Raw genomic sequence first — 15,037 nt, 5'->3', positions numbered from 1 at the left:
GATGCAGCCTCACCCGGCCCACCCGGGTCACAGCACAACGTAACAACACGAAGTAACTGCACCTACGAACTTAAGGAGCCCGATGGTCAAGGCGGATTTCGCCGTCCTGCTGGCCCTCGGCGCTGCCCTGTTCATCGCGATCGGCGACGTCATGCACCAACGTCAGGCGCACGAGGTGACCGACGAGCAGGTCAGTCACGCGGCACTGTTTCTGCAGTTGTTGCGCGATCGTCGGTGGTGGCTGGGCAGCCTGGTCGCGGCGGTCGGCTTCACGTTGCAGGCCGCGGCGCTGGGCCTCGGTTCCGTGCTGCTGGTGCAGGCGGTGCTGGTGACCTCGCTGCTGTTCGCCCTGCCGATCAACGCGCGGCTGTCACACCGCCGGGTGACGAGGTGGGAGTGGACGTGGGCGGCGCTGCTGGCCGCCTCGGTCGCGGTCATCGTCACCGTCGGCAATCCGACCGCGGGCCATTCCCGCGCCTCGTTCGAAACCTGGGGAGCGGTGGTCGCGGTGCTCGGGCCGGTGCTGGTGCTGTGCGTGATCGCCGGCAGCATGCTCGAGGGGCCGATCAGTGCCGTGCTGTTGGCGGTGGTGTCCGGCGCGTTGTGGGGCGTGTTCGCGGTACTGACCAAGGGCGTGGTGGATCGGCTCGATGACGGGCTTCTGGCGCTGCTGAGCACACCGGAGCTTTATGCGTGGGCCATTGTCGCGGTCGCGGGCACCGCGTGGCAGCAGTTCTCCTTTCGGGCGGGCTCGCTGACGGCGTCATTGCCGACTATGACCGTCACCGAGCCGGTGGTGGCGTCGGCCCTTGGCGTGGTGATCCTCGGCGAGTCGCTGCGCCCGGGAGATGCGGGCTGGTTCACCCTGATCGCCGCCTTCGCGGTGATGGTCGTCGCGACCGGTGCGCTCGCCCGCGGCGAAGCGGCCGACGCAGGGCAGCGTGCGACGCGGCATTAGCGTGGTCACGTGCTGAGCGCCATCGCGATCGTCCCGTCGGCGCCCGTCATGGTGCCCGAACTGGCCTCGGGCGCCGCTGCCGAGCTGGCCGGCCTGCGTGAGGCGGTGTTCACCTCTGCGGCGGCACTGCCCGCACGGTGGATCGCCGTCGGAGCCGGACACGCCGACGGCGACGTGACACCCCCGCAGACCGGGACGTTCGCCGGCTACGGCGTTGACGTGCGGGTCGCGTTGTCGGCCGACGACTCCGGCGCGCCGACGGAACTGCCGCTGTGCGCGTTGGTGGCCGGCTGGCTGCGCGGGCAGGTCAACCCCGACGCGACCACCGAGGTGCGGATCTACGCCGACGATCACGGTGCCGACGCGGCGCTGGATCTCGGTCGTCGGCTGCGCGCCGAGATCGACGAAGTCGCCGACCCCGTCGGGGTTCTCGTCGTCGCCGATGGCGCGAACACCCTGACCCAGCCAGCGCCCGGCGGCTACGACCCGGATTCGATCCCCGTACAGGCCGCCCTCGATGACGCGCTGGCCACGGGCGATGCGACGGCGCTGGCTCGGCTGCCGGCCACGATCGTCGGCCGGGTGGCCTACCAGGTGCTGGCCGGACTCGAGCCCGAGCCGCGGTCGGTCAAGGAGCTATACCGTGGCGCGCCCTACGGAGTCGGATACTTCGCCGGCGTCTGGCTTCCATGACGCGACCGATCGCGATCGTCGGCCCGACCGGCACCGGAAAATCCGAGCTTGCGCTGGCGGTGGCCGAACGCCTCGGCGGCGAGATCGTGAATGCCGACGCCATGCAGCTCTACCGCGGCATGGACATCGGGACCGCGAAACTGCCGGTCGCCGAGCGGCGCGGCATCCCACATCATCAGCTCGACGTCCTCGAGGTGACCGAAACCGCGAGCGTGGCCCGCTACCAGCAGGCCGCCGCCGCGGACATCGAGGCCATCGCCGACCGTGGCGCGGTGCCGGTCGTCGTCGGCGGATCGATGATGTACGTCCAATCGCTGCTCGACGGTTGGACCTTCCCCGCGACAGACCCGGCCGTGCGCGCCAAGTACGAGCAACGCCTCGCCGAGGTCGGTGTCAGCGCCCTGCACGGTGAGTTGGCAGGGGTGGACGCCGACGCTGCCGCGTCGATCCTGCCCACCGACGGACGCCGTATCGTGCGCGCGCTGGAGGTGGTCGAGTTGACGGGCCAGCCGTTCGCCGCATCCTTCCCGGCGATCGGTGCTCCTCGGTGGGACACCGTGATTGTCGGACTCGATTGGGAGACAACACTTCTCGATGAACGTCTGACACAGCGCACCGACAAGATGTTCCGCGATGGACTGGTGGATGAGGTCCGCGCACTTCTGGACCGCGGCCTGCGCGACGGTGTGACAGCCGCCAGGGCACTCGGGTACGCCCAGGTGATCGCCGACCTTGATGACGGCGGCGACGGGACGGCGGCACGCGAACCGATGTTCGTCGGAACCCGCCGTTATGTGCGCAGGCAGCGGTCGTGGTTTCGTCGCGACCACCGCATCAGTTGGCTCGACGGTGCAGCGGGTGGCACCGTCGAGGAAACGCTGCGTATCTGGCGGGACGTATCCTGAGCAGGTGAAGTTCGCCAAAGGGCACGGCACCCAGAATGACTTTGTGGTGTTGCCCGACCCCGACGGCGAATTGACGCTGCCCGCCGCCGCGGTGGCCGCGCTGTGCGACCGCCGCCAGGGTCTCGGCGCCGACGGCGTCCTGCGGGTCACCAGGGCGGCCGCGGCGCATTCGGCGGGCATCTTCGACCGGATTCCCGAGGGTGTGGCCCCCGACGACTGGTACATGGACTACCGCAACGCCGACGGGTCGATCGCGCAGATGTGCGGCAATGGGGTCCGGGTGTTCGCGCACTACCTGCGCGCCTCCGGGCTGGAGAGTCGCGACGAGTTCGTTGTCGGATCGCTGGCGGGACCGCGGCCGGTCGTGCTGCACGACTGGGACGCCACGGGCGCGGACGTCACCGTCGAGATGGGCAAGACCAACCAACTGGGTATCGGCGAAGCGATCGTGGGCGGCAGACCGTTCGCAGGGCTGGCGATCGATGTGGGCAATCCGCATCTGGCGTGCGTCGACCCCGTCATGACGTTCGGCGAACTGGCGGCGCTGGACGTCGCGGCGCCGGTGTCGTTCGACCGCGCGCAATTTCCCGAAGGAGTCAACATCGAGGTGCTGACGGCTCCGGTGGACGGGGCCGTGTCCATGCGGGTGCACGAGCGTGGTGTCGGCGAGACGCGGTCCTGTGGCACCGGAACCGTCGCCGCAGCCGTCGCGGCGCTGGCGTACGGAGGTGCGGGCACCGGCACACTGCGGGTACACGTCACCGGCGGCGCCGTCACCGTGACGATCACCGACGCGTCCAGCTACCTCCGCGGCCCGTCCGTCCTGGTTGCCGACGGCGAACTATCCGAGGAATGGTGGCGTGCCGCCCAGCGTTAATTCATGTGCATCGGCGGCACTGGCCGTGCCAGTCTGTATTCGCTTATGACGTATCCCAAATTCCCAGTCAACGAGACACCCAGCGCGGGTGAGCTCGCCCTCGAAGACCGCGCGGCGCTGCGCCGCGTGGCGGGTTTGTCGACCGAACTCTCCGACGTCTCCGAGGTCGAGTACCGCCAGCTTCGGCTGGAACGCGTCGTGCTGGTCGGCGTGTGGACCGAGGGCAGCGCCGCGGACGTCGACGCCAGCATGGCCGAGCTGGCCGCGCTCGCCGAGACCGCCGGCTCAGAGGTCCTCGAAGGTCTCGTGCAGCGTCGCGACAAGCCGGACCCGTCCACGTACATCGGCTCGGGCAAGGCGGCCGAACTGCGTGAAGTGGTGCTTGCGACCGGGGCCGACACGGTGATCTGCGACGGAGAGCTGAGTCCTGCGCAGCTCAACGCGCTGGAGAAGGCCGTCAAGGTCAAGGTGATCGACCGGACCGCGCTGATCCTCGACATCTTCGCCCAGCACGCCACGAGCCGCGAAGGCAAAGCGCAGGTGGCGTACGCGCAGATGGAGTACATGCTGCCCCGGCTGCGCGGCTGGGGTGAGTCGATGTCTCGGCAGGCCGGTGGCCGGGCCGGCGGAGCCGGTGGCGGTGTGGGTACCCGCGGGCCCGGCGAGACGAAAATCGAAACGGACCGCAGGCGCATCCGCGAGCGAATGTCCAAGCTGCGCCGCGAAATCAAGGACATGAAGAAGATCCGCGACACCCAGCGCAGCCGCCGGTTGGCCAGCGACGTGGCGTCCATCGCGATCGTCGGCTACACCAACGCGGGCAAGTCGAGTCTTCTCAACGCACTCACCGGCGCCGGCGTCCTCGTGGAAAACGCGTTGTTCGCCACGCTCGAACCGACAACGCGCCGTGGGGAATTCGCCGACGGCAGGCCCTTCGTCCTGACCGACACGGTGGGGTTCGTCCGGCACCTGCCGACCCAGTTGGTCGAGGCGTTTCGGTCCACTCTGGAGGAGGTCGTCGACGCCGACCTGCTCGTGCATGTCGTCGACGGCTCCGATGTCAGCCCGCTGGCGCAGATCAATGCGGTGCGCCAAGTGGTCAACGAGGTGGTCACCGACCATGACAGCAAACCGGTCCCAGAGCTGGTGGTGGTCAACAAGATCGACGCAGCAGACGACCTCGCGCTGGCGCAGCTTCGGCGGGCCCTCCCGGATGCGGTGTTCGTCTCCGCGCACACGGGTGACGGTCTGGGGCGACTGCAGCAGCGGATGGCCGAACTCATCGCTCCGACGGACACGGTCGTGGATGTGACGATTCCCTATGACCGTGGCGATCTGGTCAACAAGGTGCATGCCGATGGTCGCATCGATGCCACCGAGCACACCGCCGACGGCACGAGGATCAAGGCGCGCGTGCCGATTCCGTTGGCGGCCACGTTGAGCGAATACTCAACGTTCTAGTACACGATCATCGTCCCATCACGCGCTGAGGCGTCCGACCCTGTGAATCGTCTTGTATTGCTGTGTCCTGCAGCGACATTCGCATTTTGATTGGGGATCGCGCGGCCGAATTGCTCACCGCACCGGCCTGACAAGCCAAAAAGCCCCCGAACCCATGGGATTCGGGGACCTTTTCGGCTTCGGGTGAGCTAGTTCTGCTCGGCCTTCTGACGCTCCTCGGCAGTCTTGGCCGCGGCACGAGCACCTTCGGCCTCCGCTTCCTTCTGTGCGGCGTTGCGCTGCGCATCGGCCTTGTCCTGCTGAGCCTGGCCTTCGCGGTACAGGTCATCGCGTCCGGCGACTGCGCCTGCAACCTCTTTGACCTTGCCCTTCACGCCCTCGACGACGCCCTTGACGGCTTCTTCGGGGCCGCTGTTCTTGTCCGACATTTCGCTGTCCTCCTTGATAGGTGGACCATGAATGCCCGCAAACGCGGGTTTGCTAAACCCTTACTGCCGCACCGTGGCTAACGTCACATGCCGTCCGAACGGCAGTGCCCTGCAGCAAATTGGAATCGAAGCGTCAGCTTTCCGCCGCAGTACACCAAGGAACGCAAGGCATTTCGTCATCCGATGGGGCCACCAATGCTCGCGCAGCCCATCGCGATGCGAATGACAATCGCCGAGTCCTTTGAAGCGGCGAGGTGTTTAACGCCGAATAGATCTGTGCCGGGGCGGCAGTTCACTCGAAAGTCGTCGCATCTGACCCCTGGCAATTCGATTCGGCGCTTCGCTGGGCAAGATCCGAAGATTTTGCACATAGCCGGGGTATTTTCTCTCTCAGAGTTTGCGTGTGTTCTTTGGTTATTAACGTCTTCTGACGGACAGTTGACGGGCGCGATACGTTTCATGGAATTTGCGCCGACTGTGGGAGGGTCAATGAGCGGGCAGCAGAGTCGGCGCCGCGTGGTGCGTAATCGGCTCGGAATCAGTTTGCTGACATTGTCGATGGCTGTCTTGTTGGCACCGATCACGGCGGCGCAACCGGATGCCGACGCGAACGCAGCGATAACCGCGGCGTGGCAGGCCAGCGGCGGTGACGGCGGCACGCTAGGACCCAAAAACGGCGACGTCTACCCGGCCGGCCCCGGTTTCGGCCAGAACTTCGCTGGCGGCAAGATGTTCTTCACGCCTGCGACCGGCGCACACTTCGTACAAGGTGCCATTCTGGAGAAGTACGAGTCGCTCGGCGGCCCAGCCGATAGCGATCTGGGTTTCCCTACCATCGATGAGGGGCCCGGGCGGGCGCCGGACAGTCGAAACGTCACGTTCAGCGCGACGGACAAGCCGGTCATCTTCTTCACACCCGCGACCGGCGCACGCGTAGTCCGTGGGCCGATCAACGCCGCGTGGGACAAGCTCGGTGGTTCGTCGGGCACACTCGGCGTACCAGCGGAGGACGAGGCCTACAAGGGCGACGTCGTCTCGCAGAAGTTCACCGGCGGCGAACTGACATATGACATTCGCAAGAAGACCTTCACCACCGTGCCGCCGGAACTTGCCGCCCAGTTGGGTGACCTGCAGTTTCCCCAGGATCCGACCGCGGCTATCAATGCCGCCCGGCGCGCCGCCGGAGGGCCGCTGGGGCCGCTGGGCGCCGCCGACGGAGCGCCCTACCCGGTCGGCAAGGACGGACTGAGACAGAACTTCGCCGGTGGCGCGATCTTCTATGCGCCTGCCACCGGTGCGAACGTCGTGACCGGACAGGTGCTGGCCAAGTACGAGAGCGTCGGCGGGCCCGAAGGCGATCTCGGGTTCCCGCTCACCAGCGAGGTGGACGGCGGCCTGCCCACTGCCAGCCGCATGTCCAGCTTCGCAGCCGAGGACAAGCCGGTCATCTTCTGGACGCCGGATCACGGTGCGGTGATCGTGCGGGGTGCGATGGCGGCAGCCTGGGACCGGCTCGGCGGGGCCAAGGGCGAGCTGGGCGCGCCGATGGCCGACCAGACGGAGGCTGGCGACGTCGTCACGCAGCGCTTCACCGGTGGTGTCATCTCATGGGACCGAGCGAAAAACAGCTTCAGCACCGAACCGGCCAATCTGGCCGCCGAATTGGCCGGACTCGAGGTGCCGGGCCAGCAGCCGGCGCCCGAGGCGCCGGGCAGCCCGCAGGCGTCAGACTCGGACGACACCAACAAGTGGTTGAAACCGAACGTGTGGTGGCTGCTGGCGCTCGTGCCGTTGGTGGCAGTGATCGGAGCCGTTGTGCTCGCGATCGCGCTGCGGCGCCGCAACAAGACCGACCCCTTTGCGCCCGACGAATCTCTTGCGATGCAGGACATCCGGTTCAGCGGCGACGCCGATGCCGCGTACAGCACCGCGGCCGCTCCGGATCGGGTGTCCACCGACGACGAATACGCTGCGGCGATGTTCGGCGATCGCTACGCCGGCGGGGGATTGAGCTCACTACCGCGCCGGGGCGAGGATATGACACCGGAGGTCGTGCCCGAGGAGGAAGACCTTTGGGGTGCGCCCTCGTCGGCATCGAGCGTTGAGGAGACCGCACACGACGCCGAGGACGCCGAGGACAACCCCGCCCCCCCGGCCGCCCAAGCCCCCCCCCACTATCACGCCGACCACCCGGCCGCGGGCCACCCGCCCCCCACTCTTATTCCCCCCCCCGACGCGGCTTTGGCGGCCGCGGCGGCGGCCGCCGCCGTCAAGCGCGACCCCCTCATCGATACCGGACGCCATGCCCGGATCGAGGTCGACGACGAACCGCCCACGCAGCGCGTTGCGTTCCTGGTGCCGCTCGACGATTCAAACGAGGCGCCAGAGGGCTACCCCGTCAAGGCGAACACCAAGACTGGTGTGTATTGGACACCCGGCAGTCCGTTGTATGACGACGCCAGCGCCGAAATCTGGTTTGCCAGTGAGGAACTCGCGCGCGTGAACGGCTTCGTCACCGACGATGAGGCGCGCTAGATCTTACGGATCACCGTCACGACCTTACCCAGCACGGCGGCGTCGTTGCCGGGAATCGGATCGAACGCGGGGTTGTGCGGCATCAGCCACACCTGACCGCGCGTGCGCTTGAACGTCTTCACCGTCGCCTCACCGTCGATCATCGCGGCGACGATATCGCCGTTGTCCGCAACGTTCTGTTGACGCACGACCACCCAGTCGCCGTCACAGATCGCTGCGTCGACCATGGAGTCGCCGACGACCTTCAGCAGGAACAGCGAGCCCTCGCCGACCAATTCCTTCGGTAGCGGGAAGACGTCCTCGACGGCCTCTTCGGCCAGGATCGGGCCGCCGGCGGCGATGCGGCCCAGCACCGGTACGAAGGTCGGTTCCGGTAGGGCGTCGGAGCCCGCGACGTCCGTGGCGACGACCGGTGGCGCATTGTCCGCGCCTCGGACGTCCACGGCGCGCGGACGGTTCGGATCGCGGCGCAGATAGCCCTTGCGCTCCAACGTGCGGAGTTGATGCGCCACCGACGAGGTCGACGTCAGCCCGACCGCATCGCCGATCTCCCTGATGCTCGGGGGATAGCCGCGATTGGTCACCGAGGCGCGGATCACGTCGAGGATGGTGCGTTGGCGCTCGGTCAGACCCGTGTCGAGCCCACCTCGTCCGCCGGTGCCGTCTGTGCCACCCGGGGTATCGCTGCTGGAGTCCATGGCGCGAATCTAGCCCGCGGCCGCCGATTAATCAAACATGTGTTCGAGGCGTGTCGGATAGCTGCGAGTGCCAGATCCGGACGTCGGAACTTGTCGGTGGGTGCCGCTATCGTTTGGCAACAGTTCGATCACATGTTCTATTAATCGAACACCTGAGCGAGTATGTTCGAACACACAAGCGAACGACCTTGGACCGGAAGGCAGGAAGATGACGATTCTCGAGACGCGGGAAATCCAGGCGACACCTGTGGTCAGGCCGGGTATCCGGCCCGCGGGTGCACGACGGCGGCCACCGTCACGGCGGCCCGGCGGTGCTCCGGTGCGGTACCGCAGCTCCGGTGTCCTCGTGTCGCGCGCTCCGCGCCGGCGCCGGCCCATCACCCCGGTCACGACGGTCCTGTTGGCAATGGTCGCCGCAGGCATCACAGTCTGGCTCGGGCTGGTGGCACAGTTCGGCGGTGTCGTCGGCGAATCGGCCCCGGTGCCCGACCGGCTCGCGGTGGTTCAGGTGCAGACGGGCGAAACGCTGCAGCAGGTGGCGGGCCGAGTGGCGCCCGACGCGCCGGTGGGAAGCGTTGTCGACCGGATCCGCGAACTCAACCAACTCGACACGGTGGCGATTCATGCCGGCCAGACTCTGATCGCACCGATCAGCTGACGTGCGCTGTGGGCGCTGAAAACATCAGCCGCGCAAGGGTATTCGGAAGCGCCACGACGGGAGATGTTCCAATCAGCACGAACCTGAGCTCGCGAACTCCCGCGCAGGTACGCTCGGAGGCGTTCGGGTTGGTCGTTTGGTGGTGTGGCGAAGGAGCGGTGATGCACTGTCCGTTCTGTCGTCATCCCGATTCCCGAGTGGTCGACTCCCGGGAAACGGACGAAGGCCAGGCGATTCGCCGCCGCAGATCATGCCCGGAATGCGGTCGTCGCTTCACGACGGTCGAGACGGCGGTGCTCGCCGTGGTCAAGCGCAGCGGTGTCACGGAGCCGTTCAGCCGGGAGAAGGTGGTCAAAGGCGTGCGCCGCGCCTGCCAGGGCCGGGCGGTCGACGACGACGCGCTGAATCTGCTTGCTCAGCAGGTCGAGGACGCGGTGCGCGCCACCGGCTCGGCTGAGGTCCCCAGCAATGAGGTGGGCCTGGCCATCCTCGGTCCGCTCCGTGACCTCGACGAGGTCGCCTACCTACGATTTGCCTCGGTCTACCGCGGATTCACGTCGGCAGAGGATTTCGAGCGCGAGATCAAGGAGCTGCGTGAGCATCGCGAGTCTCCACAGCCGGCCCAGAGCTGACCGGGCGCCTCACTCGATCTGTTTCGTACCGTCGTTGACGACGCGCCCTGCGACCCGCACCCAGCCCTCGGGGCTCCACTCGGTGGATATTCTCGACCCCTTACCCTGCACGATTTCCAGGTCCTGGCTGAGGTAGTCGGTGATGCGGACCGCCGCGGCGCCGGTGGCCTCGTCCTCCGGGACGCCGAGATCGGCGGCGAACATCCTTGAGCGGATCACTCCGGCGGTTTTGTCGAGCCAGGTCCACAGGTAGTGCTCGGTCGCATCGGTGTAGTCGGACGGATCCGCCGCCATCAATTCGTCGACGGACGCAAGGTCATAGATCGCGAAGTCCGGAGCCCATTCCGAACGCGCACTCACGGCCGTCAGATCACCGTCGTAGGTGACCTGCACGATGCCCGCGGGCACTTGCAACGTGTTGATCGCGAAACCTTGATCGCGCAGCCACCACGAGGCACCCACGGTCGGATGGCCCGCAAAGGGCAATTCGACGGCCGGGGTGAAGATCCGCGCGTGCGCCGTGCTGGAGCCGCTTTGCGGTAGATCGATGAAAATGGTTTCGCTGTAACCCAATTGGGTAGCGATCCGTTGACGGTCGGTGGGGTTGACGGTGCTGTTGTCGACAACGCCTAGCGGATTTCCGAAGTTGCCGTCGGGGTCGGTGAATACCCGCAGTACCGTTACGTCGATGGCCATGGATCGATGCTACCGAGGCGCGTCGACGTCTTCAGGTGGCGCTGCGCTCGTCGTGGTCCATTGCGTCGAGTACGGCCACCCGGGTGTCGACCGAGCCGGAGATCGCACCCTCTTCGATGCCGGTGCGTAGCAATCCGCGCAGATAATCCTGGTCGTAGACCGCGGGTTCGGTGGAAAGAATGAACTGCTCGAGAACCTCGACGAACCGGTCTGGGTCGTCGTGGAACGGGAAGTGCCCGGAACCCTCGAAGATCTCCAGCAGTGAGCCCGGCATCGCCGCATGTGCCAGACGGGCATGGCTGACCGGTATCACCGAGTCGGCGCTTCCCCAAATCAATTGCACTGGAACGGATCGCGTCAAATAACATCGGTCGAGCATTGTGACAACTTGGCCGCGCCAGTCCACTACCGCGCGCAGCGTGCGCGCGAACGCCGACGAGGCCGTCGGCTCCGGCAGATCCGCGAGGATCCGAAGCACGTCGGGAATGTCACGGCCCAAGCCAGTCGATCCGAACATCGCTCCGGCCACGCGTCCGAAGGCATGCACGGCCGGCAGCACCAGCGGTAGACGCAGAAACGCCAACGCCTCGCTGCCCATCGGCAATGAGGCGACCCGCAGCGCGATGTTGACGTCCTTGGTCACGCCGCCGGCTCCCACGAGGATCAGTCGCTCGACGAGCTGGGGGAACTGGTAGGCGAACTGCATCGCCACGCCGCCACCCAGGGAGTGGCCTACGACAGTGACCCGGTCGACGTCGAGAACGCTCAGCAGGTCCCGCATCCCGTTGGCGTACGCGGCCACCGAGTAGTCGGCGCGGGGCTTATCGGACTTGCCGTGGCCCAGCAGATCTGGCGCGATGACGGTGAATCGCTGGGCCAACTTCGACTGAACCGTGCTCCAGGTGGTGGAGTTGTCGCCGATGCCGTGAATCAGCAGGATCGCTGGTCCGGAGCCCGCCACTCGATACGCGCGCCGGTACCCGTGGATAGTGCGGAACTCCAACTCGGGTGTGAGTTCCCGAACCGGGCGCAGGTTGGTCGGTCGCGCGGCCATTGCGACAACTTAGCTGCCCTTCCGGACGGGCGCTATTTGGCGTCGCCGTCTTTGCCCCTGTCCTGCTGCCGGAGGAACCGCTCGAACTCCGCACCGAGCTCCTCACCGCTGGGCAGATCCTCGTCGTGGGCAAGCAGCGAGCGGTTCTCCTGGGCCGAGGCGAAAGCGTCGTACTGACGCTCCAACGCGGTCACCACCTGGGCCACCTCGGCGCTTCCCTCAACCTGCTCGTTGATCTTCTGCAGTATCTCGGCGCCAGCGGCGTCCAGCGCCTCTAACGGGATCTGGAGCCCGCCGGTCTTGGCCACCTCGGCCAGCAGCACCTCCGCGGCGGCGGGGTAGTCGGTCTGGGCAAGGTAGTGCGGCACGTGCACGGTGAATCCGACAACCTCGTACCCGTGCTGGGACATCCGGAACTCCAACAGGTTCGACACACTGCCCGGCACCTGCACCTCGCCGACCCACGGCTGATGCTCGGCGATCAGTTCCTTGTCGTTGGAGTGTGCCGTCAGCGTGACGGGGCGGGTGTGCGGGACGGCCATCGGGATGGCCCCCAGGCCAATCACCCGGCGTACCCCGAGCCGCTCGGCCAGCAGTCGCACGGCCGTCAGAAAACGCTCCCACCGCAGGTCCGGCTCTAGGCCGGCGAGCAGCAGAAACGGCGTGCCGACGCTGTCGTGCATCGCGTAGAGGCTGAGCTCGGGTTCCTCGTAGTGGGTGAAGTGGTCGGTCTTGAAGGTCATCAGGGGGCGCCGCGATCGGTAATCCAGCAGTTCGTCGATCGCGAAGGAGGCCACCAACTCGGTTTCGAGGGTGTTCCTGAGGTGCTGGGCGGCCAGCTTGATGGCGTGGCCGGCGTCGGAAAAGCCCTCCAGCGCATGGATCAACACCGGACCGCGGCCATCCGCCGACGTCAGCTTCGGGGCCGGAAACTCCAGCTCGTACATGCCCGTCTGGTCCGGTTGGTAACGCTGCTCGTGTTGATCTGCTTCGTCCGCCATCTCCACGCCTCCTCGACGGTGTGAAAAGCGTGATCGCCTTTCCCAACGTGACAACCAGTGTGGCCCATGTTGCGTTCCCCAAACGTACGACCCCGGCCAAATGCCGGTCGTCGAAGCGAGAATCGCTAATGGCGAAATTGATTCAGAGCACGCAGTTTGTTCATCACGTCCAGCGCCGCGACCTTGTAGGCCTCTGAGAACGTGGGGTAGTTGAAGACCGCGTCGACGAGATATTCGATGGTTCCGCCGCAGCCCATCACGGCCTGGCCGATGTGGACCATCTCGGTCGCGCTGGTGCCGAAGATGTGGACACCGAGCAGCTTCAGGTCGTCCGTCGATACCAGCAGCTTCAGCATTCCGTAGGAATCTCCGGCGATTTGTCCGCGCGCCAGCTCCCGATAGCGCGAGACGCCGACTTCGTATGGCAGGCACTTCTTGGTCAGCTCGACCTCGGTGGCGCCTACATATGACACCTCGGGGATCGAGTAGATGCCGATCGGCTGCAGGTCGGTCATGCCCTTGGCCGGCTCGCCGAAGGCGTGGTAGGCGGCGAGCCTGCCCTGCTCCATGGAGGTGGCGGCCAGCGCCGGGAACCCGATCACGTCTCCGACGGCGTAGATGTGGTCGACAAGGGTCTGGAAGTTGCTGTCGACGGTGATGCGCCCGCGCGGATCGGCCTGGAGGCCGGCATTGGCGAGATCGAGGTGTTCGGTCTGGCCCTGCCTGCCCGCGGAGTACATGACCGTCTCGGCCGGGATCTGCTTGCCGCTGGCCAGCGTGGTGACCGTGCCCGAGGCGCCGACGTCGACGGCGGTCACCTCCTCGCCGAAGCGGAAGGTCACCGCGAGGTCGCGCAGGTGGAACTTCAGCGCCTCGACGATCTCGGGGTCGCAGAAGTCGAGCATGTTGTCGCGCTTTTCCACCACGGTCACCTTGGTGCCCAGCGCGGCGAACATAGAGGCGTATTCGATGCCGATCACGCCGGCGCCCACCACAACCATCGTGGCCGGCAGCGACTTCAGGTCGAGGATGCCGTCGGAGTCCAGGACGCGGTCTTCGTCGAACTCGACGCCGGCCGGCCGCGCCGGCTTGGTGCCGGTGGCGATCACGACATTGTCTCCGCTAACGGTGGTGCGCTCGCCGCGCGTCGGCTCCTCGACCAGCACGGTGTGCGGGTCGACGAACCGGGCGTGACCCTGAATGAGGTCGATGCGGTTGCGCATCAGTTGCGACCGCACGACGTCCTGTTCCTTGCCGATGACGTGAGAGGTGCGGGCAAGCAGGTCGGCGGGGGTGATCTTCTCCTTGACGCGGTAACTGGCTCCGTAGAGCTCGCGCTGGTTCATGCCGGTGAGGTAAAGCACTGCTTCCCGCAACGTTTTGGACGGAATGGTGCCTGTGGTCACGCACACCCCGCCAAGCATCCGTCCTCGCTCGACGATGGCGACCGTCTTGCCGAGCTTTGCCGCCGCAATTGCGGCCTTTTGACCACCCGGACCCGAACCGATGACGACGAGGTCGTATTCGAGCATGGAACCCATGGCAACAAGGTCTACGCCGGTTGCGCGGATCTCGCACGCCGACGGGCGTCAAGACCACGTGAAATTAATCGTCCGTTACCCAACCCGGATCCGTACGCGCGCCTGACTGGTCGGCGGGCGCAGCGGTGAGACGATGGCGCCGATGGGTGACAGGCTGTCGCGGTGCCTGCGCGGCTGCGCGCTGCTGATGGCCGCGGCGTCGCTGGCCGCATGCAGCCGTGTCGTCGTCGGGGCCTCGCTGCCGGTGTCCGCCCGAGAGGCAAAGGCCCCGGTCCCGGTTGCGCAGCTGCTCATCGAACCCAACCGTTTCCCGCCGCAGTACGCGGCTGCCAAACTCGACGACGGCGGGCTGGACCGCGCGTTGCAGGACATCGACGGTGTTCCCAGGGGCGAGGTCGTCACCCCGCCCACCTGCGCGCCGCCGGTGTTGTGGCACAGCGAGGCCGTTGGTGTGGAAGGGGTCGACAGCGCGACTGCGAGCAGGCTGATTGTCGTCGTGATGCGGCCTGTCCCGCCCTTGAGCAGTCGGCTGGAGCAACTGCGTGCATGCCCGTCGTTCGACGTGGGCGCGGGCGAGCAGGCATCGACAGTGGACGTGACGGTGCTGCCCGCGCCGCCGGTCGACGCCGATGACGCCTACGCCGTCGAGCAGACCGTGATGACTCCGGAATCAGAGCGGACAGTGCTGACCTTCGCGGCCCAAGTCGGCGACACGCGGGTCAGCGCGAGCTGGCTACAGGACCCAACGGTGGACCAGGCCGACACCTCATCGCTGGACGCCCTGTTCCGGGATGCGGTGGTGAAGCTGCGCCGCGACGGATAGTGCCGGTTTCATCCCCAATCGCACTTTGATCCACATGGACGCGCTGTGCGACGTTGTGACGGCTGGGGGAGTCGGCG

General features: G+C 66.6%; 15 protein-coding genes. 9 read left to right on the top strand and 6 right to left on the bottom strand.

The genetic code is table 11. The annotated features are described in order from the left end of the window. Positions 1-82: 82 nt before the first annotated feature. From BST47_RS03085 to hflX, 5 genes are read left to right on the top strand one after another with little or no spacing between them, the layout of a single operon-like run. Positions 83-958: a DMT family transporter gene (locus tag BST47_RS03085; protein ID WP_083123690.1), complete on the top strand. Its 876-nt coding sequence runs from the start codon at positions 83-85 to the stop codon at positions 956-958. A gap of 9 nt (positions 959-967) precedes the next feature. Further along, positions 968-1,651 carry a class III extradiol ring-cleavage dioxygenase family protein gene (locus BST47_RS03080; protein ID WP_083123689.1) on the top strand — a complete coding sequence of 228 codons (684 nt, stop codon included), beginning with the start codon at positions 968-970 and terminating at the stop codon, positions 1,649-1,651. After that, a complete protein-coding gene (miaA, locus tag BST47_RS03075; RefSeq protein ID WP_083123688.1) occupies positions 1,648-2,556 on the top strand; it encodes a tRNA (adenosine(37)-N6)-dimethylallyltransferase MiaA in 909 nt (302 codons plus the stop codon). The genes BST47_RS03080 and miaA overlap by 4 nt, the downstream gene beginning before the upstream one ends. 4 nt (positions 2,557-2,560) lie before the next feature. Then, on the top strand, positions 2,561-3,433 hold the full coding sequence (gene dapF, locus BST47_RS03070; RefSeq protein ID WP_083123687.1) for a diaminopimelate epimerase: 873 nt from the start codon (positions 2,561-2,563) through the stop codon (positions 3,431-3,433). A gap of 45 nt (positions 3,434-3,478) precedes the next feature. Continuing rightward, positions 3,479-4,894, top strand: a complete 1,416-nt coding sequence (gene hflX, locus BST47_RS03065; protein ID WP_083123686.1) for a GTPase HflX — start codon at positions 3,479-3,481, stop codon at positions 4,892-4,894. Positions 4,895-5,082: 188 nt separating this feature from the next. On the opposite strand, the gene mbp1 is transcribed toward hflX, so the two are convergent. Further along, positions 5,083-5,322: a microaggregate-binding protein 1 gene (mbp1, locus tag BST47_RS03060; RefSeq protein WP_083123685.1), complete on the bottom strand. Its 240-nt coding sequence runs from the start codon at positions 5,320-5,322 to the stop codon at positions 5,083-5,085. 489 nt (positions 5,323-5,811) lie between these two features. On the opposite strand from mbp1, the gene BST47_RS03055 reads away from it, so the two are divergent. After that, positions 5,812-7,857, top strand: coding sequence for an LGFP repeat-containing protein (locus BST47_RS03055; protein WP_083123684.1), 2,046 nt, complete (start codon positions 5,812-5,814; stop codon positions 7,855-7,857). On the opposite strand, the gene lexA is transcribed toward BST47_RS03055, so the two are convergent. Further along, complete coding sequence (lexA, locus tag BST47_RS03050; RefSeq protein ID WP_083123683.1) at positions 7,854-8,555, bottom strand: transcriptional repressor LexA; 702 nt, start codon at positions 8,553-8,555, stop codon at positions 7,854-7,856. The two genes, BST47_RS03055 and lexA, sit on opposite strands and share 4 nt — an antisense overlap. A 208-nt stretch (positions 8,556-8,763) precedes the next feature. On the opposite strand from lexA, the gene BST47_RS03045 reads away from it, so the two are divergent. Continuing rightward, a complete protein-coding gene (locus tag BST47_RS03045; RefSeq protein WP_083123682.1) occupies positions 8,764-9,213 on the top strand; it encodes a LysM peptidoglycan-binding domain-containing protein in 450 nt (149 codons plus the stop codon). A 161-nt stretch (positions 9,214-9,374) separates the two neighbouring features. Next, positions 9,375-9,845, top strand: coding sequence for a transcriptional regulator NrdR (gene nrdR, locus BST47_RS03040; RefSeq protein ID WP_083123767.1), 471 nt, complete (start codon positions 9,375-9,377; stop codon positions 9,843-9,845). 9 nt (positions 9,846-9,854) lie between these two features. Here the strand turns inward: nrdR and BST47_RS03035 are convergent, their stop codons facing one another. The 4 genes from BST47_RS03035 to sthA all read right to left on the bottom strand — a co-directional run bounded on the left by BST47_RS03035 (position 9,855) and on the right by sthA (position 14,128). Beyond that, complete coding sequence (locus BST47_RS03035; RefSeq protein WP_083123681.1) at positions 9,855-10,541, bottom strand: PhzF family protein; 687 nt, start codon at positions 10,539-10,541, stop codon at positions 9,855-9,857. 31 nt (positions 10,542-10,572) lie between these two features. Further along, entirely contained in the window at positions 10,573-11,595 is a 1,023-nt protein-coding gene (locus BST47_RS03030; protein WP_083123680.1) for an alpha/beta fold hydrolase, read from the bottom strand. 32 nt (positions 11,596-11,627) lie between these two features. After that, positions 11,628-12,596, bottom strand: a complete 969-nt coding sequence (locus BST47_RS03025; RefSeq protein ID WP_083123766.1) for a proteasome assembly chaperone family protein — start codon at positions 12,594-12,596, stop codon at positions 11,628-11,630. 125 nt (positions 12,597-12,721) lie between these two features. After that, positions 12,722-14,128, bottom strand: a complete 1,407-nt coding sequence (gene sthA, locus BST47_RS03020; protein ID WP_165799733.1) for a Si-specific NAD(P)(+) transhydrogenase — start codon at positions 14,126-14,128, stop codon at positions 12,722-12,724. Between the two features lie 151 nt (positions 14,129-14,279). On the opposite strand from sthA, the gene BST47_RS03015 reads away from it, so the two are divergent. After that, positions 14,280-14,960, top strand: a complete 681-nt coding sequence (locus tag BST47_RS03015) for a DUF5642 family protein (RefSeq protein ID WP_234809551.1) — start codon at positions 14,280-14,282, stop codon at positions 14,958-14,960. The last annotated feature ends 77 nt before the right edge of the window (positions 14,961-15,037 follow it).

The sequence above is a fragment of the Mycolicibacterium tusciae genome, from assembly GCF_002086795.1.
In the GTDB taxonomy this organism is placed as follows: Bacteria; Actinomycetota; Actinomycetes; order Mycobacteriales; family Mycobacteriaceae; genus Mycobacterium; species Mycobacterium tusciae.
Note: the sequence above shows the minus strand (reverse complement) of the source record. Positions and strands in the feature narration are given on the sequence as shown.